The 26860-nt window shown below is 57.5% G+C and carries 28 protein-coding genes and 1 tRNA gene; 11 read left to right on the top strand and 18 right to left on the bottom strand.

Annotation, left to right across the window (positions count from 1 at the left end; all coding sequences use genetic code 11):
* The first annotated feature begins 44 nt into the window (after nt 1-44).
* Nucleotides 45-506, top strand: a complete 462-nt coding sequence (gene soxR, locus CF161_RS01555; protein ID WP_020294785.1) for a redox-sensitive transcriptional activator SoxR — start codon at nt 45-47, stop codon at nt 504-506.
* Between the two features lie 56 nt (nt 507-562).
* Here soxR and CF161_RS01560 read toward each other — a convergent pair whose 3' ends face one another.
* From CF161_RS01560 to CF161_RS01580, 5 genes are all read right to left on the bottom strand, one after another.
* Nucleotides 563-1600: a hypothetical protein gene (locus tag CF161_RS01560; protein WP_020294786.1), complete on the bottom strand. Its 1038-nt coding sequence runs from the start codon at nt 1598-1600 to the stop codon at nt 563-565.
* A 105-nt stretch (nt 1601-1705) separates the two neighbouring features.
* Nucleotides 1706-2179: a DoxX family protein gene (locus tag CF161_RS01565; protein ID WP_020294787.1), complete on the bottom strand. Its 474-nt coding sequence runs from the start codon at nt 2177-2179 to the stop codon at nt 1706-1708.
* A 30-nt stretch (nt 2180-2209) separates the two neighbouring features.
* Complete coding sequence (locus tag CF161_RS01570) at nt 2210-2974, bottom strand: DNA-binding domain-containing protein (RefSeq protein WP_020294788.1); 765 nt, start codon at nt 2972-2974, stop codon at nt 2210-2212.
* The gene (locus tag CF161_RS01575; RefSeq protein ID WP_020294789.1) at nt 2971-3825 is read right to left on the bottom strand and encodes a DUF692 domain-containing protein; all 855 of its coding nucleotides are present in this window, start codon (nt 3823-3825) and stop codon (nt 2971-2973) included. The genes CF161_RS01570 and CF161_RS01575 overlap by 4 nt, the downstream gene beginning before the upstream one ends.
* Before the next feature lie 28 nt (nt 3826-3853).
* Entirely contained in the window at nt 3854-4126 is a 273-nt protein-coding gene (locus tag CF161_RS01580; RefSeq protein WP_020294790.1) for a DUF2282 domain-containing protein, read from the bottom strand.
* 250 nt (nt 4127-4376) lie between these two features.
* Here CF161_RS01580 and CF161_RS01585 point away from each other — a divergent pair, with 250 nt between their 5' ends.
* Complete coding sequence (locus CF161_RS01585; protein ID WP_020294791.1) at nt 4377-4949, top strand: sigma-70 family RNA polymerase sigma factor; 573 nt, start codon at nt 4377-4379, stop codon at nt 4947-4949.
* A complete protein-coding gene (locus CF161_RS01590; RefSeq protein WP_020294792.1) occupies nt 4946-5587 on the top strand; it encodes a DUF1109 domain-containing protein in 642 nt (213 codons plus the stop codon). Before CF161_RS01585 ends, CF161_RS01590 begins: the two co-directional genes overlap by 4 nt.
* 231 nt (nt 5588-5818) lie before the next feature.
* Here the strand turns inward: CF161_RS01590 and CF161_RS01595 are convergent, their stop codons facing one another.
* The 3 genes from CF161_RS01595 to CF161_RS01605 all read right to left on the bottom strand — a co-directional run bounded on the left by CF161_RS01595 (nt 5819) and on the right by CF161_RS01605 (nt 8702).
* Complete coding sequence (locus CF161_RS01595) at nt 5819-6121, bottom strand: hypothetical protein (protein WP_020294793.1); 303 nt, start codon at nt 6119-6121, stop codon at nt 5819-5821.
* A gap of 174 nt (nt 6122-6295) precedes the next feature.
* Nucleotides 6296-7441, bottom strand: a complete 1146-nt coding sequence (locus CF161_RS01600; protein ID WP_020294794.1) for an EstA family serine hydrolase — start codon at nt 7439-7441, stop codon at nt 6296-6298.
* A gap of 193 nt (nt 7442-7634) precedes the next feature.
* Nucleotides 7635-8702 carry a fatty acid desaturase gene (locus tag CF161_RS01605; RefSeq protein WP_020294795.1) on the bottom strand — a complete coding sequence of 356 codons (1068 nt, stop codon included), beginning with the start codon at nt 8700-8702 and terminating at the stop codon, nt 7635-7637.
* A 320-nt stretch (nt 8703-9022) separates the two neighbouring features.
* On the opposite strand from CF161_RS01605, the gene CF161_RS01610 reads away from it, so the two are divergent.
* The 5 genes from CF161_RS01610 to CF161_RS01625 all read left to right on the top strand — a co-directional run bounded on the left by CF161_RS01610 (nt 9023) and on the right by CF161_RS01625 (nt 13813).
* Nucleotides 9023-9586 carry a recombinase family protein gene (locus CF161_RS01610; RefSeq protein WP_020294796.1) on the top strand — a complete coding sequence of 188 codons (564 nt, stop codon included), beginning with the start codon at nt 9023-9025 and terminating at the stop codon, nt 9584-9586.
* Between the two features lie 34 nt (nt 9587-9620).
* Entirely contained in the window at nt 9621-9851 is a 231-nt protein-coding gene (locus CF161_RS32715) for a hypothetical protein (protein WP_156882628.1), read from the top strand.
* A 41-nt stretch (nt 9852-9892) separates the two neighbouring features.
* Nucleotides 9893-10390, top strand: coding sequence for an RNA polymerase sigma factor (locus CF161_RS01615; protein ID WP_043228397.1), 498 nt, complete (start codon nt 9893-9895; stop codon nt 10388-10390).
* Nucleotides 10391-10395: 5 nt separating this feature from the next.
* Nucleotides 10396-11331: a FecR family protein gene (locus CF161_RS01620; RefSeq protein ID WP_084471602.1), complete on the top strand. Its 936-nt coding sequence runs from the start codon at nt 10396-10398 to the stop codon at nt 11329-11331.
* A gap of 76 nt (nt 11332-11407) precedes the next feature.
* A complete protein-coding gene (locus tag CF161_RS01625; protein WP_020294799.1) occupies nt 11408-13813 on the top strand; it encodes a TonB-dependent receptor in 2406 nt (801 codons plus the stop codon).
* Between the two features lie 182 nt (nt 13814-13995).
* Here CF161_RS01625 and CF161_RS01630 read toward each other — a convergent pair whose 3' ends face one another.
* On the bottom strand, nt 13996-14628 hold the full coding sequence (locus tag CF161_RS01630) for a hypothetical protein (protein ID WP_156882629.1): 633 nt from the start codon (nt 14626-14628) through the stop codon (nt 13996-13998).
* Between the two features lie 520 nt (nt 14629-15148).
* Between CF161_RS01630 and CF161_RS31920 the strand changes: the two genes are divergently transcribed.
* Nucleotides 15149-15388: a hypothetical protein gene (locus tag CF161_RS31920; protein WP_156882630.1), complete on the top strand. Its 240-nt coding sequence runs from the start codon at nt 15149-15151 to the stop codon at nt 15386-15388.
* Nucleotides 15389-15552: 164 nt separating this feature from the next.
* Here the strand turns inward: CF161_RS31920 and CF161_RS01635 are convergent, their stop codons facing one another.
* Both CF161_RS01635 and CF161_RS01640 read right to left on the bottom strand, forming a co-directional pair.
* Nucleotides 15553-16614, bottom strand: a complete 1062-nt coding sequence (locus tag CF161_RS01635) for a hypothetical protein (RefSeq protein ID WP_256206296.1) — start codon at nt 16612-16614, stop codon at nt 15553-15555.
* 232 nt (nt 16615-16846) lie between these two features.
* Nucleotides 16847-16920 (bottom strand) — tRNA-Cys (locus CF161_RS01640).
* Nucleotides 16921-17290: 370 nt separating this feature from the next.
* Between CF161_RS01640 and CF161_RS01645 the strand changes: the two genes are divergently transcribed.
* Nucleotides 17291-18439: a MalY/PatB family protein gene (locus CF161_RS01645; protein WP_020294802.1), complete on the top strand. Its 1149-nt coding sequence runs from the start codon at nt 17291-17293 to the stop codon at nt 18437-18439.
* A 288-nt stretch (nt 18440-18727) separates the two neighbouring features.
* Entirely contained in the window at nt 18728-18991 is a 264-nt protein-coding gene (locus CF161_RS01650) for a hypothetical protein (protein ID WP_020294803.1), read from the top strand.
* Nucleotides 18992-19077: 86 nt separating this feature from the next.
* Here the strand turns inward: CF161_RS01650 and CF161_RS01655 are convergent, their stop codons facing one another.
* The 7 genes from CF161_RS01655 to CF161_RS01685 form a co-directional block, all read right to left on the bottom strand.
* On the bottom strand, nt 19078-19896 hold the full coding sequence (locus CF161_RS01655) for a pyrroline-5-carboxylate reductase (protein ID WP_020294804.1): 819 nt from the start codon (nt 19894-19896) through the stop codon (nt 19078-19080).
* A gap of 127 nt (nt 19897-20023) precedes the next feature.
* On the bottom strand, nt 20024-20497 hold the full coding sequence (locus tag CF161_RS01660; protein WP_020294805.1) for a DUF4262 domain-containing protein: 474 nt from the start codon (nt 20495-20497) through the stop codon (nt 20024-20026).
* Between the two features lie 182 nt (nt 20498-20679).
* The gene (gene mqo, locus CF161_RS01665) at nt 20680-22326 is read right to left on the bottom strand and encodes a malate dehydrogenase (quinone) (protein ID WP_020294806.1); all 1647 of its coding nucleotides are present in this window, start codon (nt 22324-22326) and stop codon (nt 20680-20682) included.
* Between the two features lie 350 nt (nt 22327-22676).
* Nucleotides 22677-23201: an alpha-ketoglutarate-dependent dioxygenase AlkB gene (locus CF161_RS01670; protein ID WP_020294807.1), complete on the bottom strand. Its 525-nt coding sequence runs from the start codon at nt 23199-23201 to the stop codon at nt 22677-22679.
* 146 nt (nt 23202-23347) lie between these two features.
* Nucleotides 23348-24370 carry a 4-hydroxy-2-oxovalerate aldolase gene (gene dmpG / locus CF161_RS01675; RefSeq protein ID WP_020294808.1) on the bottom strand — a complete coding sequence of 341 codons (1023 nt, stop codon included), beginning with the start codon at nt 24368-24370 and terminating at the stop codon, nt 23348-23350.
* Between the two features lie 11 nt (nt 24371-24381).
* Nucleotides 24382-25320, bottom strand: a complete 939-nt coding sequence (locus tag CF161_RS01680; RefSeq protein ID WP_020294809.1) for an acetaldehyde dehydrogenase (acetylating) — start codon at nt 25318-25320, stop codon at nt 24382-24384.
* Nucleotides 25321-25363: 43 nt separating this feature from the next.
* Nucleotides 25364-26671: an MFS transporter gene (locus CF161_RS01685; protein ID WP_020294810.1), complete on the bottom strand. Its 1308-nt coding sequence runs from the start codon at nt 26669-26671 to the stop codon at nt 25364-25366.
* Nucleotides 26672-26860 lie beyond the last annotated feature (189 nt).

The following is a 26860-nucleotide window of genomic DNA, read 5'->3' on the forward strand; positions in this document are numbered from 1 at the left end:
ATAAAACCTCATGTATAGATGAGGTCAAGAGAGAGCAGACAGTCATGATCGATGTGCACGTGCCACTTTCGGTTGGAGAGTTGGCCCGCAGAAGCGGGGTCACCATCGCAACCGTGCACTTCTACGAAGCAAAAGGCCTGATTCAAGGGCAACGCAGCGCGGGTAACCAACGTCGCTATACCCGGGACACGCTGCGCCGCCTTGCCATCATCAAGATCGCGAAGCGTGCGGGCGTGCCGCTGGCGGCGATCAAGGACGCGCTGGATGGGCTTCCTTGCGGACGACCGCTGACGGCAAAAGATTGGACGCAGCTCTCCACGATCTGGAGGGACATGCTGACTGAGCGCATTCGCAGCCTCACGCAGCTGCGCGATCAGCTCGACGGTTGCATCGGCTGTGGCTGTCTCTCCATGGACGACTGCCCCCTTCGCAATCCAGGCGACCGTTTGAGCCAGCTCGGGGATGGTGCCGTGTTGCTCGAGAACGACACCGCGCCCCCCCCGTGAGTGCATCGACAGGCGTCAATGGCTGGGCAGTGGTCGTGGCGCTCAAACGGGTGCATTTACTTCCCTGTCTTTTTCAGGGAAACCGGAATGCCCCAAACCAAGTCTTCCATGCCCACGCTTCCAAGCATCTGGGTTTTCATCGGCTGAATGCGCGCCAGCACCTGGCGGCTTTTCTCGTTGAGCGTTGGCTGCGCGTTATCCACGAACTTCTTCGTCAGCTCGACTGGAGCCGGCCTCACATAGACCTGAACGTCGCGCAGTGCGCATTTTATGTTTTGCGTGTCGACAGCTTTGCAGGTTTTCTTGTCATAGCTCACCGCCGGCGTTTTCAAGTGGAAACGGTCGCTGAGCAGTATCTGGCCCGGTTGGATGGTAAAGGCCAATGGCGCATAAGCGTCCGGTATCTGCGCTTGCAGTTTGATGGACTGGACATCCCTCACCTTCGTGCCGTCGGTCCAGCCAGCATCCGATACCTTCTCGCGCGTGTTGTATTTTTGCTCTGTCCAGCCAACACATTGACCGGAGGCCATGTGCACCGTACTGCAGACACTCTGCGAGTTGGTCTTGTCCTGGTAGGTCTCACTACGCCAGTACTGCTCTTTGACAAATTGGCGATACAGCACTGCGGACAGATTCACCGTTCCACGAACATTGGCCTTCGGCTGCCCTTTTGCGGCTCCCACTTGGGCAAGGGAGCTGTCTATCTTGTAGTCGATCCCGCCAGACATCAGGTAGGTTCCGGGCGGGACGATGTGGACTTCGAGGAAGTCCCACAGAAAGACGGTTTCCTTGATTTTCTCCAGGTCGTTATTGGCGAACGCCTGCATGTAGCCTTTATCTGGCTGGTTCTTGTTCTTGAAAATGACGCGATGAGAGTAGCTAGAGAGGTCGGTTACGCTCTTGTTGGGCATGAGTGCCGGCACCAGCACCACGGACATGCCGTCCCGAGTGGCGCCATCGATGATATCCAGGAGCTGGTTGGTCGGATCCTGCATGGCATTGATGCCGGAGTTGCCAAGAGGGACACAGGCCGTCAACAAGGTCGCTGCACCCAGCACAGCGAAGGAGAGCGGGTGCTTTGACAGCGTCTTCATTGGATATCCTTATCGGTAACGGAGCGATGGCTAAATCGCACCATTTTGCGGTCGAGCCCCTGCAGCGACCAATAGAGCGAATGTGCTAATGGCACATAGCCGCACTCATCGGATACCTAGTCGCCGATCCAGGGAAAGACTCCCCGCTCCCCGCGCAATAATCAGCAACAGCAAGCCGGCCCAGGACAGATGAGTTGGCCAGGCATCCGGGTAAACAAACACTTCGATAACAACGGTCATTCCCAGAAGCGCCAGGGCTGACAAGCGTGTAAACAGGCCCATCACCAGCAGCACAGGAAACAAATGTTCACTGTAGGCCGAAAGGTGCGCAGCCCATTCTGGAGAGATCAAGGGCAACGCATACTCCGTGCGGAACAGCTCGTAGGTACTCGGCGTGATTGTCAGAAGGCCACTGACTTTGGTGCGGCCGGACATAAAGAAAATGGCGGCGATTGAGAGACGGGCCACCAGCACCAGGGATGAATCCCCGATCAGTTGCCCCAAACGGCTGGCAGCGCGATTCCAGAGTCCAAGCAGAGATTTGTCGGCGACGGGTGTGGGAATTCGAGAGGCGTGCATGGTGGTGTGCTCCGTTGACTATAGGCCCCTTCAAAAAGGCCGAACTGAGTTCGCGATGGTTAACGCTCCAGCACTGACCAAGCGGATTAGGCAGTTTTCCAGATTCAGGGTCGGCTCGAGTGCGAGAGCCTTGTCTATTGCCTGATCGAGGTCCAGATGGGCCGCGCAAGCGTCGAGCAAGGCACACTCGGCGGCGCTGACGTCCTGCCATTGCATTCGACCGGCATTGCGCGTCAGCAGCCCACCCTCGCCCTGCCAGTTGATGTCGTCAGGCATTGGCAGCCGCTCGCGGTTAACGCGCCAGATCGTGTAGGCAGGACAGTCGGGAAACCAGGCCCAGCGACAGCTCGCCCTTGGCGTAAGTCGCAAGCTGAGCAGATCGCTCGGTTGAAGATGCGCCAAGGCACGGATCTCGATCGCGGGCTCTTCTTCGGCACAGTGGGCGTGTGTCCAGAGCAGGTCCAGACGGGCGACGTTGCCCAGATAAGGCATCTCCCGTGCATGTTCAAAACCATCGAGAAACTCCGGGAAGTCGGCGCCGTAGTGCAGCAAACGGGGATCCGTTGGCGGCGAAAGCCTGGCGTGGATTGCGGCGGCACTGCGAAGCCAGTCGCTACCTACCAAGCGCTCCAGGGTCGGAAAGTTGGCAACCAGCGCATCCGTTGCACCTTTGAGCACGGTGTTGCGGTAAACCGAGAAGCCGGGCTGAAGGGTTAGCGCTGGCATGTCAGATGATTCGCCACTGTAGAGAGCATGGGTGAATGCATCCTGAAATCCTTCCAGGGACGTCCTCATATCGCCTCCCGGATCCGCGGTTGCTGCTCGCGATTCAACAGGGCCTGAGCTCTGTCGCGCTCGGCGAGCAGAACATCGAATGCGGGTATGTGGTCGTCGCGCTCAATCAATGTCGGACGCCCGCCAACCCGCTCGATCAAGCGCTCATACAACGACCACACATCAGCGGCAATCGGGGCGTCATGGGTATCGATCAGCAGTGTTGAATTACCAGGATCCGGGGCGTGCCCAGCCAGATGAATCTCCATGATGGCGACCGCAGGAAAGTCATCCAGATACGCTGCCGCATCGAAGCCGAGGTTATGGGCGCTGATATGTACGTTGTTGACATCCAGCAGCAACCCGCAACCAGTCCTTTCAGTCAACTCGGTCAGAAAGTCGAGTTCGCTGTAATCATGGCCATCGAGGTGCACGTAATGGGTGGGATTTTCAATCGCAATACGACGCCCGAGAGCCTCTTGTGTGCGTTGGATGTTGTCAGTGATGCGCCGTAACGCCTCACTCGTGCGGGGAAATGGCAGCAGGTCGGGATGGTATTGGCCGCGCCAGGTCGACCAGGCCAGGTGCTCGGAAATCAACGCCGGTTGAATGCAATCGGCGAGTAATTTCAAGCGCTTCAGGTGCTCTGCGTCCGGCGCACAGTCGGCTGCCAGCGAGAGGGAAACGCCATGCAGGGAGAGTGGGTGCCTACTGCCAATTGCTTCCAGCCATGCCAAACGGGGACCACCGCCAACCATGTAGTTTTCCGGATGCACTTCGAACCAGAGCCCTTGGGCTGTGCAGTCCAGAGCGTCCTGATAGTGATTCGATTTCAGGCCCAGGCCGGCCCCTATCTGGAATTGAGTCTTCATGATTGGCGTGTGTCCCGTGATGTCGAGATTACATAGGAGCCAGAGTGCCCATGCCTTTAGGGGTCTTGATCGAGGTGCACGTACCGACTGGGACGTTTTTCCAGGCATTGGCCTGGTAGTCCACTTTGGCGGTGCCCGCACACGTGGTGCCTGCGCCGGCTTTGCAATCGTTGTGACCGGCCATGGCGACGCCGTAGCATTTTTCCATGGCGCCTGCGGCGGCAGGTGTCTCGGCGGCGATGGCACCGGCAGCGAAGGAAGAGAACGCAACGGCGAGGGCAGCAAGTTTCAGGGTATTCATGGTTATTCTCCGGGGTCACGATTAGCGGTCGTTGCAACAGCGCAGGAGTGCTCTGTGCTTGCGATCCGAAAGGTAGTTCGCTGAGTTTTTAAATCCGGTTACAGCCATCACCAAAATATTTCTCAGAATCACAAAATAAATCTGCCGATTGCCTTATGCCCTTGAACGCAAGCATGATCGGTTGCCCGTCATCAGCGCTGGCGTCATGCAGGTTCGAAATATTTTTCCCTTCGTGTAACCAGAGCAGGCGATGGAACGAACTACAGATAACGATGCTTTGCGCAGCCGGGAGATCCACCTTCAGGCCTTGTTCCTAGCCGGCTTGAAAGGTGACGAACAGTCCTATCGTGTCTTCCTGTCCGAACTCAGTGGTCATCTGCGCGGTTTTTTGCGGGCGAAACTTCAGCGTAATCCCGATGAAGTGGAGGACTTGCTGCAAGAGGTTTTGCTGGCGGTTCATAACGGACGACTTACGTACCGAGCCGATCAGCCATTGACCGCATGGGTGTTTGCCATTGCCCGCTACAAGCTCACGGATTTCTTGCGAGGCAGGTCACGACATGAGGTATTCAACGACTCGCTGGACGATACCGTTGAGCTACTTGCCGAGCCCCACCTGGAACCTGCGCAGGCCAATCGCGACCTCGGCAAATTACTTGAGCAATTACCTGAGCGTCAGCGTCTACCCATCGTCCATGTGAAGCTTGAAGGGTTGTCGGTCACTGAAACCGCGTTGATAACGGGGCTGTCCGAGTCTGCCGTTAAGATAGGCGTACATCGCGGACTTAAAGCGTTGGCGGCGAGGATTAGAGGTACACGATGAAAACCGATGATTTCATTAACATGCTGGCATCAGGAACTGTCCAGGTTGACCGGCATGCGCTCGCCAAGCGTTTCTCTATAGCGGTGCTGCTCGGACTTGCGGCATCCACCCTGCTGGTAATGGTCATATTTGGTGTGCGCTCAGACCTGAATGCGGTGGCAACAACCCCGATCTTCTGGGCCAAGATCGCCCTACCGCTTTGCTTGATGATCGGTGCGCTGAGTGTGGTGATGCGATTGGCGAGACCTGGGGTCACTCCCGGGTCGGGAAAACTACTGATATTTTCGGCAGTTGCGGCGGTCTGGGTGGGTACCGTTTATGTACTCACGGGAACCGCCCCTGATGAGCGCGTCGCAGTCATTCTCGGCAAGACGTGGCGGGTGTGTGCCCTGAATATCGCCTTACTATCAGTTCCGGGATTCATTGCAGTTTTCTGGGCGCTGCGCGGTTTGGCACCCACTCGCCTGACACTGACGGGTGCCTGCGGCGGCTTGCTGTCAGGTTCAATGGCAACGCTTGCCTATTGTCTGCATTGCCCCGAAATGGACGTTCCATTTTGGGGTATTTGGTACGTGTTAGGCATGTTGGTGCCCACGCTCATTGGGGCTGTACTCGGCCAGCGCTGGCTGCGCTGGTAGCCAATCATGGTTAATCATTTATCCGTTGAGCGTCGCGAGAAGTCCGGTGCGACAGCGAATCTAACCAGCAGACGGTGTCATCTGCCATCAAAACACTTGGAGTCTGTCGCCACCGAAATCCAGATACCTATGGTTAAGATCGCTGAAGCGACGCCGCCGAAAACTCGTTGAACAGCCGCCATCTGAAATGTGCAGCCGCGCGTCCATGAGCCTCGACATCGCGAAAGCTCTTCAATCGAAATAAACCATCAGCCACCAGGCAGCAAACCCACCTAATGCGACTGTATGAACGATAAGTAGATCGCGCACACCTATTGGCCTGTCGGAGACTAACCAATAGGCGACGACCAACGGATAGGAAAACACACAGGTAACGCCCAAAACAGCCATCGCCAGCACCATTCGCAGGCCAGGCAAAAAGCCCGGCGGACTAGCCAAACAGCCGATGAAAGCTACTGCACCCAATGAAGCAACGATTATCAAAAACGCGATGATCACTCGTTGCGCATCAAGCTGATTATCCAAATCTCTCAACTTTCAATCCTTTAGAGGGGGCTTAACCGCCGGCCATGATATCTCGGCCAGCGTTGAAACTCTTCCTCTGCTGCGTCGGGCTTGCCGTCCACGGCCAATACAAAGGCATATGCAAAAGGACGCCGCGCCTGTCCCAGGTAAAAAACCTCAACTTACCCATGAATGACAATTCGCTCAAAGCGCCGCATAGACCAGGGCTGATAGCCGGCTGGGTCGGGGATCGATCATGGTATGGCTGCCCGAGGTCGTGGTGACAAAACCAAAGCTCACTTGCCTTTCGGGGTCGGCGAAACTGATCGGACCGCCAAGCCCGATATGACCAAAGGTGTCAGGACCCATTGCGTGGGAAGCCGCTGGATCGACCTGCTGTTCCAGCATGCAGCCTAATCCATAACGCATTGGGCGCATCCATATCCGATCCATGCCATGACTGTGCTCTCGAGTGAATTCAGTGAACAGTTCATGACTGATAAAGTTTCCCGCCATTAACGCACCGTAGAAACCGGCCAAGCCGTGAGCCGTGCCATGCCCGCACACAGCCGGCTGCCGATAGGCCCACCAGCGAGGGTCACTGGTCCGTTTTGGCACCATTCCGGGATTGGTGAAGGCGTATGTCGCGATATGCGATGGCTCGTTTTTCAGCACTGTTCGCAGCGCTTGCGAGTAAGGATCACCGACTCGCCCCCTGGCATTGTCGAAACGAGCGATACGATGAAAGTGTTTTTCGTCCACGCCAAGGTGCACGTCGAGGTCATGGGGGTCCAGAATCTCTTCGTGGATAAAGACACAGGGATCTCGTCCGTCCACACGACGAATCAACTCACCGAGAATCCAGCCAAAGGTGGTGGTGCCGTACCCCAGGTCTGTTCCCGCCTCCCACCAGAGCGGCTCGGCCGCCAGGACCCGCACCATGTGCTCCCAGTCATACATCATGGCGTTATGGTCGGGGGCGCGCAGCGCCGGCAGGCCCGCGGTGTGGTTCAGCACCTGCCGCAGGGTGACCTTTGCTTTCCCGCTCTGGGCGAATTCAGGCCAGTAACGCGCCACAGGCGCATCCAGCTCCAGCTTGCCCTGCTCAACCAACATCAGAACGGCCACCGCAACATAGGGTTTTATTACGCAAAACGTATTGGCCAACGTATCGCGCGTCCAAGGCTTAGTGCCCTCTTGATCCGCCATACCGGCCCACAGGTCGACGACCACTTCTGCGCCTACCTGCACACAGAGTCCGGCGCCACGTTCCTGCGGATCATCAAACATGTCCTCGAAAGCCTGCCTGACCGCTTCGAACTGCTTCGCACACATCCCTTGCGCTTTCATGCCTCAGACTCCTCGTATTTGAAGTGTTGCCCTTGATACTTGCCAAACTTGACCACTATCAAGTCTGCCAGGCGCTAAGAAACATCCCGCCGCCTGGCAGACCCGTATTTAAATAACAACATTCTCGTGGACTGAGAAACTTACCGCTTATCAGCGCCCCCCACCCTCAAACAGATAACGTTTGCGGGAGAACTCACCCCCGCGACCGAGTTTGAGAGTGAGTCATGGAAAAACGGTTGGCGCGCTTGTAGGTGCCGAAGTCATTGAATCTGACACCTGCCTGCGCCATGACTGCATGAGCATAAGGTGCCGTCATTTGGCGAAGATAGAACGGGTCTCTCACAACAAAGTGGTGAATACTGTGAGTACTGCCGAAGTTGAAACAGAACATTTGAAACGGCCATAACCACCAAGGGTTCATTACCTGAGTTTGCTGCAATGCATTACGCGGAGCAACATCGCCATAATAATGCATGTTTGAACTTACAAAAAACAGGCAGAACTGCCGTATCAAATTTGGAGCAATCAGGATAACGACTGCGTTATTGACGATCTCCATCACCGCCAATGTCGCAGCAGAACTGTGAACCTCCTGCCCCATGATTGACCCAAGCCAGACATACAGATGGTAGCCGAGGAACACATACCAGCACCCCCAATACAAAAGGCCGAAAGGCGTATTGAGTCGAACAATCTTGCCTAACAATTTTACCTTTTGCCGCCATCCTGGAGCGAACACTGCATTTAGAAAACCAAATACAAAACCATCCATCAGTTTCAATAACCGTAGAACTCCCCAAGGGCTACCACTGGTCGTGATCCATGCTTCAACATCCGACTCCGTTCCGGACTCCTTATGATGATGAAAATGCAGACTGCGTCTTAGCCAGGGACTGGGCATCCCCGGCCGAGCCAGCCAGCACAAAAACATCATGACGTTATGGGCCAGAGGCTGCTTTCTGAAATAAAGGCGATGAATCAAATCATGTTCGACTTCATGAATAAATGAAGTCAGCAGCGCATTGATCAAAATACAGCTCCAGCCAGGGATAAAACCCTTGATGTAGAGCCCTCCCGTGACGACCATCCCTATTAGGGAAAACGCCATGACACTGGCACCCAGCGCATTCTGATACTGCAAGATCGGATAACGCTTGCGTAGCTCATTTCCATGTTCGGTAATTCTCCGGGTTACATGATCAATCTTTTCCTGATCGGTATTTAGGCGATCAATTTCGATGGCTTCTTCCAAGACCTTCATCAATTCATCCTCTGCTTGCGTCGGGGAATTACCAGCCTCGTCAAGCCGGCCAAGTCAATTGTTGCAGCTATAAACAGCAGGCATTGAAATTCACCGCGTGAATTCACGGACATCATTCAAGAAATACGAATTCGACTGCCTGCCAAAAAAAGTTGCCAGAATCATTCCAAGCTTTAAAATGATAAAACAAGTACAACTCTTTGCAACTGTGTATTTTGGGTGAGCTCATTGTTACAGGTACTTGTGTAAGGATTTAATAATTTAGTTACAGTTTGCACAAGTATAAAACGACTGCGTACAAGTATTGCCAAGGAGGCACCATGAGACTGCATCGCATCAAATATTTCCGGCTCTCTCTACAAGAACCCGAGGGCAGCGTAGAGAAAATAACCAGCCATGATGTATTTGACGCCATGTTTTGCGATGACCCCGCAGACAATGCCGTGAATCGCGCAGGCCTCGAAAGGCTAATCCGCTACATACAGTGCGGAGACACTGTGGTAGTGGACAGCATGGCAACGCTCTCCACCAGTACCGAGCAACTGTGCATCCTCATTCGTCGGCTGATTAAAAAACAGGTAACACTAGAGTTTTTGAGCGAGAACCTGATTTTCCGGCATGACTGTCTTGAAGTTGTGGAGCCCATCATTGCGGTAATGGAGCTGCTCGCAGAGTTCGAGCGCGCTGCTAGAAGGGAGAAACAGGCACTAGGGATTGCTAGCGCAAAAACCCGTGGCTCTTATAGAGGTCGCAAGAAGAAACTGTCGGACAATCAGGTTGTAAGTTTAATTGACCGCGCCTGCGCTGGAGAAAGCAAATCCAAATTGGCCCGTGATTTTGATATCAGCCGTCAGACGCTTTATCGATACTTGAGATCTACATAGCGGCCTCTGCAGGCACTTACTGATTCGATACCTCTTGCGTGATTTTTCCACCGAACGTCGAGGCCGCTTCAAACGAGTAAAATCAGCCTTTTTGCGCATCGAAAGTGGTGCGCAGCGCTTCCTGGCACTTTCGGCTTTCGCTGTTTTTACTTTAAGAGGTGTTCTCTTTAAGGCCGCTATCGAGCAAAAGGCGCCGCTCTCAGGTGCAAGCCGTTCAAAATGGCAGTCCAAAAAAAACATTGTTAATACGAATATTTATCATTAAGGTATGCGCTTTCCGCTGTGTGATCTCTGACAATGTCGAGCATGACCACCGAAGAGCTTGAGCTGGCCTTTCGGGCCCATGCCACCGAGTTGCGCTCGTTTCTTCATCGCCAGTTGCGCAATCCCGAGACCGCCGCCGATCTGGCTCAGGAAACCTACCTGCGCCTGCTCCGCCAGCCGCCACGCAAACCGGTGCTCAATATTCGCGGCTTTATTTTTAGAATCGCCCGAAACCTGGCCATTGATCATGCGCGCAGCAGGCAAACCCGAGAGCACCTCGACGAAGGCATCGCCTACCTTTATGAGGTAACGGGCGAAAGCCCGGAGCTGTTCGATGTCGTGGTCGCGCAACAAGAGCTCGCAGCAATGACCCAAGCCTTGCGTCGGCTACCTGCTCAGTGCCAGCAGATATTTACCATGTGCAGATTGCAGAACCTCGCCCACAAAGAAGTGGCTTTGCAACTGCAGGTATCGGTAAGTACCGTGGAAAAACAACTCGCTATTGCGCTCGACTTTCTCAGCCAATGCCTGCAACGATAGTCGGCATGCACGATCAAACCGACACCACACCGTCCGCTACCGACATTCAGCGCACCGCCCATGGGTGGGTGATTCGCCTCACCTCGGGCTCGGCGCTGCCCTCTGACCGGGATGCGGCGCGGGCTTGGTGCGAGCAGGCACCGGAGCATCAGCAGGCTTTTGTCGAAGCGCGAAGGGTGTGGTGTTTAAGTGCCCATCTGGCTGAGCCACGTACCGCAACGCGGCCGTCTTCCCGTCGGATTTGGGCGATGGGCATTGCGGCGTCGCTGGTGCTCGGGCTCGGCTTGGCATGGGCGCAACGCATGGCTTGGGATGCCGACTATTACACCGGTACTGGTGAGCGTCGGCAGGTGGTCCTTGCTGATGGTTCTCGCATCACCTTGAATGCCAACAGCGCCGTTGATGTGAACCTCACCGCCGATGGGCGGCGCATTACCCTGCGCAAGGGTGAGGCCCTGTTCAATGTCACCCCGGACCCGCAGCGCCCCTTCAACGTGCAGGCGGGTGCCTTCAACGCCACGGCCCTGGGCACGATCTACGCGGTGCGCCGTGAGGGCGAGCAGGTCGAGGTCACCGTGCGCCACGGACGCGTGGCCGTCACCGAAGGAGCAGACAAAGTGACACTCGGCGCTGGCGAGAGCGTTGGTGGACACGCCGACGGCCTGGGCGCAAAGCAGGATGTGGATGTAGACAAGGCGCTGGCCTGGGAGCAAGGCCGCCTGGTATTTGAGCTGGCGCCGCTTTCCCAGGTGCTTGAGCAGATCGAACGCTATCGTCCTGGAATACTGATGATCCGGGACCCAAGCCTGGGTGCACTCAAGGTCAGCGGGACCTTTCAACTCGATCACCTTGACGAGGGCTTGGCGACATTGGAGAAAGTCTTTCCACTCAAGATCGAGCGCTACACCCACTACCTCTTGGTAGTTTCACCCAGGACGTAACTATTTTTACGGGTGTTGGCGCGTCACCCGTCTTCCTTCCCTAGAACGATAATGCTTCGTATTAGGGAGAGCACCGATGCACCATCCTTTGCCCAAAGGTTTGCGAATCAAATCTTTGTCCGTAGCCCCGCTGACAATGCTGTGCGTGCTGGTATCCAGCCTGGCGGCCGCTGCCCCTCACCCATTCGACATCGCACCGCAACCCTTGGCGAGCGCGCTTAACCGCCTGGCCGCTCAAAGCGGTTTACAGGTGATATTCGATGGCACCTTGGTGTCGGGCAAAAACAGCCCTGGGGTAGTCGGCTCCAAAGAGCCAGAAGCCGCACTGGCTGAGGTGCTGAAAGGCAGCGGCCTGACCTGGCGCGCTACCGGTGGAAATAGCGTGATGCTGGAAAAGGCCCCCGAATCGAGCGCCACCCTGCAATTAGGGGAGACCGCCATTACCGGTCAGGCGTTAGGCGAAACGACCGAGAACACCGGCTCCTATACCACCGGTGCCATGCAGACGGCCACCAAGCTGCCCTTGACCTTACGTGAAACGCCGCAGTCGACCAGCGTGGTCACTCGCAAGCGCATGGACGACAAGGCCATGACCACCATCAGCGATGTGGCCCAAAGTGCGCCGGGCATTTATCTCAATAACTCTGGCGGCGCTGGGCGGCCCACCTTCAGCGCGCGCGGTTTCGACGTCGACACCATCATGTACGACGGTTTCCCCACCAGCTTCCTCACCTACCTGCCCAGCAGCGAAGCCAACCTGGCCATGTACGACCGGGTGGAAATCGTTCGCGGCGCCACTGGCCTGGCCCAGGGCGCCGGCAGCCCTGCGGGTGCCATCAACCTGGTACGCAAGCGCCCGACCCATAAATTCCAGGCCACGCTCACCGGCAGCGCCGGCAGTTGGGACGATTACAGCAGCACGCTGGACATCGGCGGCCCGCTCAATGAAAACGGCACCCTGCGCGCCCGCACCGTGATCTCGCGGCAAGACTCCAAAAGCTTCCGGGACTCCGTGGAGAGTGACGCAGATCTGTTCTATGGCGTGGTCGATGCCGACCTGAGCGATAGCACCACCCTGACACTGGGTGCCTACCGGCAGAAGGACCACACCAACTACGTCTGGGGCGGCTTGCCCATGGCCCGTGGCGGTGGGCACCTCGGGCTGCCACGCGACACCTTCCTGGGGCATGACTGGGAATACATGGACAACCGCACCACCGGTTATTTCGCGACCCTGGAGCATGGCTTCGCCAACGACTGGAAGCTGCGCATGGCCGCGATGCAGTCGACGACCAACACTGACGTGCTGGCCTCATCCATATGGGCATACAACCGTCACTACCTATGGACGCAGGCCATGGAGCAGAAGGAAACCGGTTACGACCTGGCCCTCAGCGGCCCCTTCCAGCTACTGGGTCAAGAACATGACCTGACCGTGGGCGTCAGCAAGCGCCAGCTGGATTATCGTACCGGCAAGCTCTGGGAAGCGTTCATCGACACTGGCACCAATCTCTTCACCTGGGATCCACGTGGTCATGCCAAGCCGAATATCGTCAAGGGCCCCAACGGCCGTCCCGAGACCACCACCCAAGACAGCTTCTATGCCAGCACTCGTCTGCGCTTGAGCGAACCGCTGTCGCTGATTCTCGGCGGCCGCTTGGACTGGTACGAATTCGAAAACAGGACAACCCCGGAAAGCAGCTACAAGGTCACGCGTAACCTGACCCGCTATGCCGGCCTGGTCTATGACCTGGACGCCAATCACTCGGTCTATGTCAGCTACACCGATATCTTCAAGCCGCAGACCGAAAAAGGCACCGGTAGAGAAGTGATCGCCCCTATCGTGGGTGAGAACTACGAGGTAGGCATCAAGGGCGAATACTTCGATGGCGCACTGAACGCCAGCCTGGCGGTGTTCCAGATCGATCAGAAAAATCGCGCCCAGGAATTGGCTGATGCCAAAGGTTGCGGTACAAGCGCCAACAGCTCGTGCTACGAGGCTTCAGGCCTGGTGCGCAGCCGGGGTATTGACTTGGAACTGCAAGGCGCCTTGAGCGAAAACTGGCAATTGGCCGGCGGGTACACCTACACCCAGACCCAATACGTCAGCGACGCCAACGCATCCCTGGAAGGCCAGGACTTCAACCGCAGACTGCCGCGGCAGCTATTCAAAGTGTCGACGATCTATACCCTGCCCGGTGACCTGCAACGCTGGCGCATTGGCGGTGATGTCTACCAGCAGAGCCAGATCCGCACCTCAGGGGGCAGTGGCGTCACTGCATGGCAAAATCGACAGGGCTCGTACACGGTGGCCGGGCTGGTGGCGGGTTACAAGGCCAGCGAGCAACTGGACCTGCAGCTGAACGTAAACAACCTGTTCGACCGTACTTACTACGTCAGCATCGCCAATGGCGGCTATGACCCGTACGACATCTACGGCGACCCACGTAATTTAAAGCTGACTGCCCGCTACAGCTTCTAAGCAGCTGTTTCTCGCCATGTATCCAGGGAAGGACGTGGCCAGATCGCTTAAAGCGATTGCTGCCTATCGTGAATGGCTGCAAGCCATACGACATGTATCCAGTACTAAAAAGGGCACCGCCCGCATTGGCCTCAGGTCGGGTACCTGACATTCAATGAGTGGCTGGGCGCCCCCTACTTGCCTCACTTGTCCAGATTCAGTAGATGGTGCATCCGTAAGCCAATTATTTCCCGCAACCAAGCAGTGTGAAACTCCATGTCTTCCAGAGAAGTGCCCTCAGCCAATCGATATTCAAACTCCTTGTCCCTCGGCCCCTGACACACGACGCTAAAATAGCCATGACGGTCATAACTGGCTAACACGTAAGGGCTGATACAAATAATGTCGCTAAATGGCACCTGCACCTCGGTGGGCTTACGACCGCGACGGGTGACCGTGAGGGTAAGCAGTTGCTGGTTTTCGTCGAACGTGAAGGCCAGCACTCTAGCGGCAGAGGAAATCCAGGCGAAGACCAGCCCCATGAGCACAACACAAGCAATCAGCATCAGAATGAGCGTCGACATTTTGAGGCTCGACCCATCGCTGTTCGGTTCACTTTGCATCGCGTCGAACCCGAGAAGGAGCAAGATCGTCAGCACTAAGCCGGGCAACAACCAAAGCACCACTAAGCTGAAACCCAAAACCGCCGCACCCGTGCTGCCAACGGTCATTAAGTCCGGGCCGCGATGCCAAATAGGGGGGTGAACGGCAGGGTTTTTAGTGCCTGGCACGGCTAAAGGCATTGCAATCAGGTGAGTTGGACTTTGACGAGGCATCTAGCGGGCTCCAGGATAGCTGCGTAGACGGTACCACTACTACCAGACCGTCTGCCCCAGGATCATCAGGCTTTTTTGCGCATTTCACCCGTTTCACAACCACCTGCGGCACACCTTCTGCGCCACAAATGCACAAGCGCGCATGAACCTTCGCCACACCCATAACATGTGAAGTTATTCAACAAAATCTCGACTACAGACGCACAACGCCAGAAAACAGCACCCAAAGGAAAATAATAAAAAACAAAAATATCGATACACGCATAAAACTCGCACCGCCCTAATTCAATCTATTTGCACCATGTACCTGAGCTTTCTGGAGACTGACATCTTCCAGAGTCGCCATGAGTACCGCCTTGGAGGGGGTACGCCACCTCCCTGCCCCACCTTTTCGCCCAAAACCTGTCTCGATGCATCCAAAAAATTTTGAACTGCTTTTGCCCGCACTCGCCTAATGTTCAGCCTGTGAAAAATCTCACAGGCAATTTGCCAAAATCGGCATACCCGAGAGGTGGGCAACATGGCTAAAGACGAGAAGAAAAGCAAAGGCGAAGCTTCGAAAGCCAGCAAGGAATTAAAAGACAAGAAGTCATCACCGGCAAAGAAATCAGCTGCGGCTTCGGCTCTTTCAAAATCTTCTGAAAAGAAAGACAAGAAAAAAGACGTCGAACCCAAAAAATCTGCAAAAAAAACTGATAGCAAACCCGAAAAAACCAAGAAATCAGAGAAGGCAGAAAAGCCTGCCAAAAAGAAAAAGTGACACCTGCTAGGGCTTTACGCCCTAGCTTTCTCAGGCTGTGTTGCCTTTTAAGACTCCAATACTCGCCGCGCACCGCGCCGTCTTGGCTTTTACGTCTTCATTTATTTACCCTGTTTAACAAGGCGCTTCAAATCCTCACTAGTCTTTGCCGACTCAACGGTTACTCAATCGATATATTGAACTGCTTTTGCCATAAGGTTCGGGCGTTCAAAGGTGTCTATAGAGTCGATTTTTTCAAGCATTTCCTTAACCTTTGTTTTGAAGGTGTGGTTATCCATATCGATCCAATAACGCGTTGGTCGATCGTTTTTCTCATCGTATTCAGACGTGGTCGGATCTTGGCTCCGGTAGGGCTCATACAGCGGGATTTCAGGCAATGGGCGTTGAGTGTCCATAAAATTTTGCAAGAAATCCCAGAGAGCACAAGGCTTTTGCGTCGTATTGTCAGGGGTTATCAGGGCGCCAAGATTGATGGTGGCGGCACTGTAGCGATGAGCCAGTTGCAATCCATTCGTGGGTAATCCTTGGCGATCCGGCGAAGTTAAGATATACGCATCGAACTCGTGAAATGGCGCAACGATGTCCTTGGTTTGACCTTGTGTTTTTTTATCCGCGCTATTGAAAATAGTCACCTGCCCGGTGACCCGGTTCAACTCCCATAGCGGCCCTCCGGGAGGCCGAAACCAAACTCTCGGGAAGTAATTTACAATGACGCTGCTAATCAACCAGGGCGGTAGTAATATTTTTGAAACCAGTATTGTGATGGAGTTGTTTATCAGCTCGCTTATATCGAGCTCAGCTGAATCCACGTCGAATAACAAATCAATCAGGATGCACAGCGGAAGGAGAATAATTAACCCCCACTTGCAAAATGTCCTGAGTGAGAGCCAGAACTGAGACCGGAAAGGCAACTGAGCAAATCGAAATCGCTCATGATCATATTGACAGTGCAGCTCCACGTCTTCGAATGGGCGTGGCACGTAGTTCCCATTCGCCTTCATCTCTGCCCTTTCATTCTCCCACCGCTCCCAGAAACGCATACTTTCTGGTTTTGGGTCTTCCATGATGTCGTCTGGAACCACATCCTGAGTGTGGCCCCAAGGCAAGCGAGTACCGGTGAACTTGTGCAGGGCACTTCGCTTCTCGGAGTCTGCTTGCACGGGCATGCGATCCGACCGGTAAGCTTCGTGAGAGTAGTAGCGCTGTCGTTCAGCGGCTTTTGACATGATCAGGCCTTGATCGTGAGCTCGTCGCCCCTGAACGGGCGGTTGATTTTGTTAAGGTCAATTGCGCACGTACGGCTCAGTCGACGCACAGTTCTATTGCATCCGAGTATGTATGCTGTGCTTTATAAATTGCTGGGCTATCAAACACGTTTTTAGTTGATTGCGGAAGCGATTACCCAAATCCAAGGCAATAAAAAACCCCGTAGATCATTGATCTACGGGGTCTTTAGAGTGGAGGCCGAGGTCGGAATCGAACCGGCGTAGGCGGATTTGCAATCCGCTGCATAACCATTTTGCTACTCGGCCCCAAGTATCCAATACCCATGAAGCAGTGCTGGACACATACAAACTTGAACAGCGAACGAGATCTTTATCACCTCGCAACTCTTTGTTTTATAAAGAGTTTTTCCGCTTTCCAGTTAAGGAGTGGTCGCAATTATGGACTTGTTTTTCGTTCATGGCAACTCCCTCTGTGATTTTTTTCAACATTTCCCGTGACTTGCGTGATTTCACCTCTGGAGAGGGGTAATACGGCACCTGTTCCAGCGGGTGATGACCTCGCGATGATTGAGATCGGGCGTGGTTGATTCTTGGCTCTCGCTGCGGTGGCTATACGCCGACGTGCTCGGGACCCGCTAGAATCCTGCGACTATCCGAGCAGATGAGAGCCAGGTTCATGAGCATCGATTTCGACACGGTTTACCCGCGCCAAGGCACCGGAAGCACTAAATGGAGTCGCTACCCGGCGGATGTTCTGCCGATGTGGGTGGCTGATATGGATTTTGCCGTGGCCAGCGAAATCATTCAGGCCTTGCAACAGCGTCTGGAGCATCCACTGCTCGGCTACAGCGTGGCCCGCGATGAAGTGCGCGAGGCGATAGTGGCTGACTTGTGGAGCAAGTACGCCTGGCGGGTGCAGCCCGATGAGTTGCTGTTTCTGCCCGGGGTCGAGCCCGGGTTCAATATGGCTCTGCGTGGTTTTGTCGAGCCGGGGCAGACGGTGGTGGTGCAGACGCCCAATTACCGTCCGCTGCGCCTGGCGCCGGATAACTGGACGCTGCCCAAGATTGAACTGGCCTTCGAGCGTGACGATCAAGGTGCCTACCTCACCCCGCTGCCCGCCCTGCGCCAGGCCCTGCGTGGCGCAGGCGCCCTGCTGTTGAGCAACCCGCACAACCCGCTGGGCAAGGTCTTTCCTCGGGAAGAGTTGCTGGCCGTGGCCAATGCCTGCCTGGAACAGGGCGCGCTGATCATCTCCGATGAAATCCACGCCGAGCTCTGCTTCGACGGACGTCGGCATATTCCCACGGCGTCCCTGAGCCCGGAGATTGCCAAGCGCACCATCACCCTGATGTCGGCCAGCAAGGCTTACAACATTGCCGGGATGAAAACCTGCTTCGCCGTCATTCAGGATCGAGCCACCCGTGAACGCTTCAACAATGCCCGGGCCGGCATGGTCGATAGCGTCAGCCCCCTCGGGCTGGAAGCCACCCTCGCCGCCTACCGCCACGGTGGCCCCTGGCTGAAGGCGCTGATCGAGTACCTGCAAGCCAACCGCGACTACCTGTTGCACGCCGTGCAGACCCGTCTGCCGGGTGTGGTGATGCACGCGCCGCAAGGTACTTATCTGGCCTGGCTCGACTGCAGTGCCCTGGGCCTGGACGATCCCCACGGGTTCTTCCTCAGCCAGGCAAAAGTCGGCCTGAGCGCCGGCCTGGAGTTTGGCGACGATTGCGGCCAGTTCGTGCGCCTGAATTTCGGCTGCCCGCGAGCCCTGCTCGAGGAAGGGATCCAGCGCATGGAACGCAGCCTGCAACAACGCTGAATGAAATCCGCCGGGGAGGTGCAATGCCTCCCCGCACACAAGCCAGCGCCGGGTTTATCGGCGCTCGGCGCCCCCGCCCACGGAAATCAGACAATTCGTAGACAGCATAAGGATTGGTCTCATTCCCAGGTCTACGCCAGTTCCGCGAGCATGTAGCGCTCATTCACTCCGTGCCGAAGAAGGCCCGAGCCGCTCTGTCGCAGGCCAATTCAAGCCTCGCTGTCATCGATGGCGATGACCGGCCATCTCTCGGAGTACGCCCATCACCCCCACGGGACGAAGCGGTCTATGGAAGTTACCAACAACTGGTTCACCCACAGTCATGCCCAGCATGATGTGTACCTGATGATTGTGTGTGAACCGGGCCAGGACTGTTCGGCATTCAGTTATGTGGGGCGGGTCAACTGCAAGGGCCATCACCCCTGCTACGCCTTACGCTTCAGCTCGCCGCCCTTCGGCCATGACTACCTGTCCGCCGTTGCCGCACTCGAAGCGGGCCTGGCCCACAGCCATGCAATTATCGAGCGCTGGACCAGCCAAAGCCTTTGCTAATGCACGCTAGCGTGTGAAAACTTCAGTCGCCGAGCCGAGCGCCCCTCGGGCGATGCAACGTGCCGGACAGCCGCATCACCGCCCTTTCACTCGGTGGGCTCATCCGCCGCCGAAGCCTGCATGGCGGCGGCCGCAGCGACCGCAGCGTCCAGGCCGGCACTGACCGACTGCACGAAGCCCGCGCCGCTCATCCCTTCCAGACCCGCCGCAGTCACGCCTCGATAGCTGCGCAGTGCATCCAGCAACTGCTCGGGGCGGTACCTGTCCAGCAACTGGCTGGCGTCCATCACCACCGCATCCACCGCTCGCCGGGCAATGGCTTGGGGCAGCCCCTGGGCCAGGGCATGTTCGAACATGGCCTGGGCCAGCAGCGCTGGATACGCCGGACCGGTGCCCACCAGCGCACTCAAATAGTTGAGGTCGGCTTCACTGAAGACTTCGTCGGCGCCGCCGCAGGTCTCAAACAGGCACTGGGTAAAGGCTTTCTGCTCGGGCGTCACACTCGCGCTCGCCAACCAGGGGGTGTAGGACTGGGCGATTTCGGCCGCCGCATTGGGCATGGCGCGGATCACCTGGGAGCAGCCGGTGTGACGCACCAGGCTGGCCATGGAAACCCCGGCCATCAGCGAAATCACCAGGCGTTGCACGCCGTCAAAGCTGACCGCGGGAAACTGCTCGGGGCGTACCGCGACAATGATGACCTGGCACTGCTCCAGCAGCTCCTGATTACTGCGGGTCATGCGCACCTGCGGCCACCGGGCATGCAGCGCCAGTTCGCCGGTGGAACGGCTCGACAGGATCAAGGCCCGAGGTTGGACAAACGCGGTTTCAAGCATCGAGTGCGCAAGGGAACGGCCAAGCCATCCGCCGCCACCGATAATGCCAATCGTGGGTTCGCCGAGCATAGTCGCCTGCCTTTTAGTCGGTCATGGCGCGATCCTAGAGGCTGGAACCCTACCCGGCAAGAACAAATGTACAGCGGCGTCCATCTTGTTGACACTACTGTACATTGATCCCACGGGCACAGCGGTATCAGTGGTTCAGTGGTTCGCCGAGCACGGGCTGGGCCGCCTTGAACTGCGGATGAGCATCGGCATCCCACGGAAAGAGACCACTGCGCGACGGCCAGACCACCTGGTACAGCGGGAAGTCATCACCTTCGTAGTACCAGCGAGCAAAACCCACGAACTCGCGGTAGTGGGCCTTGGGCACCGGCACAAAGCAGCATGAATACCCTTCCAGCAGCGCGTCGGTGGGTTGGTTCAGATCAATAGGTTCGCCATCGCGCAGGGCCTGGCCGACGATATTCAGCAATTGCTGCCCGAGGCGCGATGGCACGCCGAAGATCATCAGCTCCGGGTGCTTGAAGGTTTCAAACAGTCCCACAGTGAAGCTGTAGGCTGGCTCCTCGCCCTCTTCCAGAATGCCTACGCAATGCCAGCCGAACTCGGCCACATTGTCCAATAGCTTGCGCTCGCTCGCGTCCGTGCCAACCGTCCTGACCATGATCCTGCCTTCGATAATTCAGAGGGTGGGCATTTTGCCACAGCTGTGCCAGGCCGCGCCTGCCACCTGATCCGGCAAGCGCCCTGGATGGCTAACCCGGATTAAAAAACCGCAAAAAAAAACGCCACTCCGAGGAGTAGCGTTTTCATCGCTGGGGGTCGAATGACCGGGACCGGCGTTTGTTACAGGGCCAGATCCGACGCCGGGTTGCTTGGCTGCTCGGCCTTGGGCTTGGCAGCGGCATCCTGAGGAGCGGCAATGTTGCCGATCGCCGGTGGCGGGTCGAGTTGCAGGACCTTGGCGGTGTACGCCCACTCTTGAGCCACGCGCTCAGGGCTGCCGTTCAGCGCAGTGCCATAGCTCGGCACGATCTGGTGCAGCTTCTCTTGCCAGGCTGGGGAAGCAACCTTGTCCTTGAACACCTTCTCCAGCACGTTCAGCATGATCGGCGCAGCGGTGGAAGCGCCTGGCGATGCACCCAGCAGGCCGGCAATGCTGCCGTCCTTGGAGGCAACGATCTCGGTGCCCAGTTTGAGCACGCCGCCCTTCTCTTCATCACGCTTGATGATCTGTACGCGTTGGCCGGCTTGCCACAGGCGCCAGTCTTGCTGCTTGGCTTGCGGGAAGTATTCCTTCAGCGCATTGAAACGGTCTTCGTCCGACAGCATCAGCTGGCCGGCCAGGTATTCCACCAACGGGTACTGCTCGACGCCAACTTTGGTCATCGGCCAGATGTTGTGGGTGGTGGTGCTGGTCAGCAGGTCGAAGTACGAGCCTTCCTTGAGGAACTTGGTGGAGAAGGTCGCGAATGGGCCAAACAGGATGACCCGCTTGCCGTCCAGCACGCGGGTGTCCAGATGCGGAACCGACATCGGCGGTGCGCCAACCGACGCCTTGCCGTAGGCCTTGGCCAGGTGCTGCTCGGCGATCGTTGGGTTATCGGTGACCAGGAACGAGCCGCCCACCGGGAAGCCAGCGTATTCGCGCGCTTCTTCGATGCCCGACTTCTGCAACAGGTGCAAGGCACCGCCGCCCGCGCCGATAAACAGGAACTTGGCGTCGGTCTTGGTTTCGCTACCGTCTTTGAGGTTCTTGTAGGTCACGCGCCACGAACCGTCTTCGTTGCGAGCGATGTCACGCACTTCGCTCGACAGCTTGAGGGCGAAGTTAGGTTTGGTCTGCAGGTGGGCAACGAACTGGCGCGTGATCTCGCCGAAGTTGACGTCAGTGCCGATAGGCGACCAGGTGGCCGCGACCTTCTGCTGCGGATCGCGCCCTTCCATCATCAGCGGGACCCATTTCTTGATCTGCACCGGGTCTTCGGAGTACTGCATGCCGGCGAACAGCGGGCTGGCCTGCAATGCCTCGTAGCGCTTCTTGAGGAAGGTGATGTTGTCGTCACCCCACACAAAGCTCATGTGCGGCGTGGAGTTGATGAACGAGCGCGGGTTTTTCAGGACATTTTGCTGAACCTGCCAGGCCCAGAACTGCCGGGAAATCTGAAAGGCTTCGTTGATCTCGATCGCCTTGGGGATTTCGACCTTGCCGTTCTTGTCTTCTGGCGTGTAGTTCAGCTCAGCCAGGGCCGAGTGACCGGTGCCGGCGTTGTTCCAGCCGTTCGAGCTTTCTTCGGCGACGCCGTCGAGACGCTCGACCATTTCCATCGACCACTGCGGCTCCAGCTCATTGAGCCAGACCCCGAGGGTCGAACTCATGATGCCGCCGCCGATCAGCAGCACATCGACTTTCTTCGGTTCAGCCGCGTACGAGGACGAAAGCCCCAGCGACATAGCCAGGCCCAACAGAGCCGTGTTCACCTTTTTCAACATACTGTAGTACCTACGATAGAACGCCATCCGCCCTTCCAACCCTGATCACAAGCCACCCGGCTCACGGTATGGCAGCCGCCGGGACCTGCGTGTTCAGAAGAGATGGAGGGTGGGCACACAAGGCCGACATGCAGCTCGACCCCACTTTTATATCGCTCTTGTGCTGACTTCTTATTCGTATTGGCTTCAGCGACGGGAGTGACACTGTTTTTCTGTTGCTATGTCATCGGGACGCAGGACATAAACAGTTCGACTCATCCCATAGACAGGATGAATCGATTCACCTGAAATAATATCATTACAGCATCAGCTGTGTCTTGGCTCGGCGATAGGCAGCCCGCAGGCCGCCGTCACTGGCTGTCGAGCAGACGAAACGACAGGCTGATACGCTCCCCGGCATCCGGCGCCTTGGGAATCGCGTGCAGCCATTGCGTCTGCACCTCATCGGACATGTAGAGCATCGAGCCACTGCCCAGCAGATAGGAAAACTCCAGGCTGCGGTCCTGCTTGTGGCGGTAGACGATAGGCCGCGCACAACCCAGGGACACGATCGCGACCCCGGTGCCTTCGACCATCTGCTCTTTGGCATCGGAGTGAAAGCCCATGGACGAGCTGCCATCCGGGTAGTAATTGATCAGGCAATTGTTCGGTCGAAAGCCCAGTTGCTGCTCGATCAGGCTGCACAACCGTTCCAGTTCCTCGGGCATCGGCTGGGCCGGGTAAGTGATCTGCGAATAATCGTACGGCGCACCGAAACTGGCGGTCTTGCGCGCACGCATGCGCTCGTCCCATTGCACCGATTGCTGCAGGCCTTCGAACAACGCCTGCGGGTCGGGAATGAAATCGGTAAACAGCTCAATATTCGGAGGAGTCATGGCAACGCGGCTCTGAGTGATGGAATCAGCGACCGGCAGTCTAACCCGGACGGCCTCGCACACGAACCCGTCACCCACAAAAACGCCACTCCAAGGAGTGGCGTTGTCACCGAGCCAGGGCTGGAAAAACCGCCCGGGTCAGGTCCTCAAGCCTTTTTCAGCAGGTCCAGGGCGACGTCGACAATCATGTCTTCCTGGCCGCCGACCATGCGCCGCTTGCCCAGCTCCACCAGGATATCCACGGTCTTCAGGCCATAGCGCGCGGCCGCCAGTTCGGCGTGGCGCAAGAAGCTCGAATAGACCCCGGCATACCCCAGGGCCAGGGATTCACGATCGACCCGCACCGGGCGATCCTGCAACGGCCGCACCAAATCATCCGCGGCGTCCATCAGGGTGTAGAGGTCGGTGCCGTGGTTCCAGCCCAGGCGCTCGGCGGCGGCGATAAACACCTCCAGCGGCGCGTTGCCGGCACCCGCGCCCATCCCGGCGAGGCTGGCGTCGATCCGGTCGCAGCCCTCCTCCACCGCGGTGATGGAGTTGGCCACGCCCAGGGACAGGTTGTGGTGCGCGTGCATGCCGGTTTCAGTTTCCGGCTTGAGCACTGCCTTGAACGCGCGAAAACGCTCGCGCACATCCTGCATGGTCATCGCCCCACCGGAGTCAGCCATGTACACGCAGGTCGCGCCGTAGCTTTCCATCAGCTTGGCCTGCTGCGCCAGCTGCTCGGGCGCGATCATGTGGCTCATCATCAGAAAACCCACGGTGTCCATGCCCAGTTCCCGGGCGAATTCGATGTGCTGCCTGGACACATCGGCTTCGGTGCAATGGGTGGCGACCCGCACCACCCGCGCACCGGCGTCGTAGGCGGCCTTGAGGTCGTGCACGGTGCCGATGCCCGGCAGCAGCAAGGTGGCGATCTTGGCGTGGCGGATGACATCGGCCGCCGCCTCGATCCATTCCAGGTCGGTGTGGGCGGCGAAGCCGTAGTTGAAGCTCGACCCCTGCAGGCCGTCGCCGTGGGCGACTTCAATGCTGTCGACCCGGGCCAGGTCCAGGGCGCGGGCAATGTCCTGCACGTTCTTGATCGAGTACTGATGGCGCACCGCGTGGCTGCCATCGCGCAGGGTCACATCGGAGATGTACAGCTTTTTACCGGGGTTGAAGGTCATCTCGGGTCTCCTCAGGCCTTGAGCATCGACTGGGCCATGCGCTCGGCGGTGGCCAGGGCGGCCGAGGTCATGATGTCGAGGTTGCCGGCATAGGCCGGCAGGTAATGGGCGGCGCCTTCGACTTCAAGGAAGATCGAGGTCTTGAGCCCACTGAAGGTGCCCAGGCCCGGGATGTGCAACGGAGCTTCGGGGCTGATCACCTCGAACTGCACCTGCTGCTTGAGGCGGTAGCCCGGTACATAAGCCTGCACCGCCGCCGCCATTTCGTTGATCGAGGCTTCGACCAGGGCCTGGTCGGCGGCCTCGGACAGCACGAACACCGTGTCGCGCATCATCGGCGGCGGTTCGGCCGGGTTCATCACGATGATCGCCTTGCCCTTGGTCGCGCCGCCGATGGCTTCAATGGCCCGCGAGGTGGTTTCGGTGAATTCGTCGATATTGGCGCGAGTGCCGGGGCCGGCCGACTTGCTGGCAATCGAGGCGACAATTTCCGCGTAGTGCACCTTGGCCACCCGCGACACCGCCGCGACCATGGGAATGGTCGCCTGGCCGCCGCAGGTCACCATATTGACGTTGAGCCGGTCGAGGTTCTGTTCCAGGTTCACCACCGGCACGCAGTACGGGCCGATGGCCGCCGGGGTCAGGTCGATCAGGCGGATGCCCGGCTTGACCGAACGCAAAAACGCGTCGTTCTTGACGTGGGCGCCGGCACTGGTGGCATCGAACACAAAATCGATATCGGCAAACTCCGGCAAGCGCGCCAGGCCTTCGATGCCCTCATGGGTCACGGCGACCCCAAGCCGCGCAGCGCGGGCCAGGCCGTCGGAGGCCGGGTCGATACCGACCATGGCGCCCATTTCCAGGAACCTGGCGTTACGCATCACCTTGATCATCAGGTCGGTGCCGATATTGCCTGGACCGACGATCGCGACTTTCAGTTTTCTACTCATGCAAATACTCCAGGACGGCGGGCATCCGTGCCCGCCTGAACGATCAGGTGGCCTGTTCCAGCGCGGCGGAACGCGCGGCCGAGGCTTTCTTTTCCAGTTGGGTGTAGACGATGTAGGTCAGAACCACGCCGCTCAGCATCACCGCCGAAAGGAAGTACAGGCCCGAGGACAAGGTGCCGGTGTATTCCTTGAGGGCGCCGATCCCGAACGGACCGATATAGCCGCCCAGGTTGCCGAACGAGTTGATCAAGGCGATGCCCGCCGCCGCCGTGGCCCCGGACAGGAAGCGCCCTGGCAAGACCCAGAAGATCGCCGTCACCGAGAACAGGCTGAACGCGGTCAGGCACAACGCCGCCAGTTGCATCCCCGGCACGGTCAGCCAGGCACTGAGGAACAGGCCCAGGGCACCGAGGATGTAGAGCACGGTGAGGTGGCCATAACGGTCATTGAGGCGATCGGAACTGCGCGGCACCAGCAGCAGGCCGATCACCCCGAACACATAGGGAATCGCCGAGATGAAGCCGGTGCTCAGGTCGCTGCCACCAAACTGGTGCACCAGGGTCGGCAGCCACAGGCTCAGGCCGTAGGTGCTCAGGGTGCTCGGCAGGTACAGCAGGGCCAGGATCAGCACCCGGCGGTCGGTCAGTGCCCGCAGCGGGTTGGTGTGTTCGGTCTGGCCATATTCCTTGCGGTCCTTGTCCAGCTCGCCCAGCAGCCACTGGCGATCGACCTCGGCCAGCCAGCGCGCATCCTTGGGGGTGTCGGGCAGGATCTTCAGGGTCGGCCACGCCAGCACGATGGCCGGAATGCCGATGGTGATAAACAGCCATTGCCAGCCCGCCAGGCCACCGATGCCATTCATGCCCAGCAACCAGCCCGCCAACGGCCCGGTGACCATCAACGCGATCGGTTGCGAAAGGATAAAGAAGCCCAGCACCTTGCCCCGGTTGCGCACCGGGAACCAGCGGGTGATGTAGTACAGCACGCCCGGGAAGAACCCGGCCTCCGCCGCACCCAGCAGGAAACGCATCACATAGAAGCTGTAAGGCCCGGTGACAAATGCCATGCCCACGGTGATCAGGCCCCAGGTAATCAGGATTCGCGCGAACCAGCGGCGCGCGCCAAAGCGCTCGAGCAACAGGTTGCTCGGGACTTCGAAGATGAAATAGCCGATGAAGAACAGGCCCGCACCAAAGCCATAAGCCATATCGCTGAGGCCGATGTCGGCGTTCATGTGCAATTTGGCGAAGCCCACCGCAGAGCGGTCGATGAAGGCAACGAGGTACAGCAGGATCAGGAAGGGAATCAACCTGAGCGTCAACGTGCGAATGATCCGAGCTTCCGGATTCATAGTCTTCTCCAAATTGTTTTTGTTATGGGGTCGTCAGCCCCGACCGGTCCCAGCGTCGAATGCGCTCGGTGTCGATCAGGTGGAGAGACAATATAGTAATACTATTTAACGTACAACGATTTCAAAAAGGCTTTTTATCGGGTAGATTTGGCAAAACAGCCTGCAATTAGTCATACAATAAGAGTGACC

Origin of the sequence: Pseudomonas sp. CF161 (genome assembly GCF_000416215.1) — a bacterium.
Taxonomy (GTDB): domain Bacteria; phylum Pseudomonadota; class Gammaproteobacteria; order Pseudomonadales; family Pseudomonadaceae; genus Aquipseudomonas.

Coding starts and splice junctions, on each gene's coding strand:
- CF161_RS01655 (WP_020294804.1), bottom strand. CDS start 19,896: ATGCTCGGCGAACCCACGATTGGCATTATCGGTGGCGGCGGATGGCTT.
- CF161_RS01625 (WP_020294799.1), top strand. CDS start 11,408: ATGCACCATCCTTTGCCCAAAGGTTTGCGAATCAAATCTTTGTCCGTA.
- CF161_RS01610 (WP_020294796.1), top strand. CDS start 9,023: ATGAGACTGCATCGCATCAAATATTTCCGGCTCTCTCTACAAGAACCC.
- CF161_RS01680 (WP_020294809.1), bottom strand. CDS start 25,320: ATGAGTAGAAAACTGAAAGTCGCGATCGTCGGTCCAGGCAATATCGGC.
- CF161_RS01565 (WP_020294787.1), bottom strand. CDS start 2,179: ATGCACGCCTCTCGAATTCCCACACCCGTCGCCGACAAATCTCTGCTT.
- soxR (WP_020294785.1), top strand. CDS start 45: ATGATCGATGTGCACGTGCCACTTTCGGTTGGAGAGTTGGCCCGCAGA.
- CF161_RS01660 (WP_020294805.1), bottom strand. CDS start 20,497: ATGGTCAGGACGGTTGGCACGGACGCGAGCGAGCGCAAGCTATTGGAC.
- CF161_RS01615 (WP_043228397.1), top strand. CDS start 9,893: ATGACCACCGAAGAGCTTGAGCTGGCCTTTCGGGCCCATGCCACCGAG.
- CF161_RS01600 (WP_020294794.1), bottom strand. CDS start 7,441: ATGAAAGCGCAAGGGATGTGTGCGAAGCAGTTCGAAGCGGTCAGGCAG.
- CF161_RS01670 (WP_020294807.1), bottom strand. CDS start 23,201: ATGACTCCTCCGAATATTGAGCTGTTTACCGATTTCATTCCCGACCCG.
- CF161_RS01580 (WP_020294790.1), bottom strand. CDS start 4,126: ATGAATACCCTGAAACTTGCTGCCCTCGCCGTTGCGTTCTCTTCCTTC.
- CF161_RS01645 (WP_020294802.1), top strand. CDS start 17,291: ATGAGCATCGATTTCGACACGGTTTACCCGCGCCAAGGCACCGGAAGC.
- CF161_RS01685 (WP_020294810.1), bottom strand. CDS start 26,671: ATGAATCCGGAAGCTCGGATCATTCGCACGTTGACGCTCAGGTTGATT.
- CF161_RS01590 (WP_020294792.1), top strand. CDS start 4,946: ATGAAAACCGATGATTTCATTAACATGCTGGCATCAGGAACTGTCCAG.
- CF161_RS01605 (WP_020294795.1), bottom strand. CDS start 8,702: ATGAAGGTCTTGGAAGAAGCCATCGAAATTGATCGCCTAAATACCGAT.
- CF161_RS01620 (WP_084471602.1), top strand. CDS start 10,396: ATGCACGATCAAACCGACACCACACCGTCCGCTACCGACATTCAGCGC.
- CF161_RS01630 (WP_156882629.1), bottom strand. CDS start 14,628: ATGCCTCGTCAAAGTCCAACTCACCTGATTGCAATGCCTTTAGCCGTG.
- CF161_RS01560 (WP_020294786.1), bottom strand. CDS start 1,600: ATGAAGACGCTGTCAAAGCACCCGCTCTCCTTCGCTGTGCTGGGTGCA.
- CF161_RS01570 (WP_020294788.1), bottom strand. CDS start 2,974: ATGAGGACGTCCCTGGAAGGATTTCAGGATGCATTCACCCATGCTCTC.
- CF161_RS01575 (WP_020294789.1), bottom strand. CDS start 3,825: ATGAAGACTCAATTCCAGATAGGGGCCGGCCTGGGCCTGAAATCGAAT.
- mqo (WP_020294806.1), bottom strand. CDS start 22,326: ATGTTGAAAAAGGTGAACACGGCTCTGTTGGGCCTGGCTATGTCGCTG.
- CF161_RS01635 (WP_256206296.1), bottom strand. CDS start 16,614: ATGTCAAAAGCCGCTGAACGACAGCGCTACTACTCTCACGAAGCTTAC.
- CF161_RS01650 (WP_020294803.1), top strand. CDS start 18,728: ATGGAAGTTACCAACAACTGGTTCACCCACAGTCATGCCCAGCATGAT.
- CF161_RS31920 (WP_156882630.1), top strand. CDS start 15,149: ATGGCTAAAGACGAGAAGAAAAGCAAAGGCGAAGCTTCGAAAGCCAGC.
- CF161_RS01585 (WP_020294791.1), top strand. CDS start 4,377: ATGGAACGAACTACAGATAACGATGCTTTGCGCAGCCGGGAGATCCAC.
- dmpG (WP_020294808.1), bottom strand. CDS start 24,370: ATGACCTTCAACCCCGGTAAAAAGCTGTACATCTCCGATGTGACCCTG.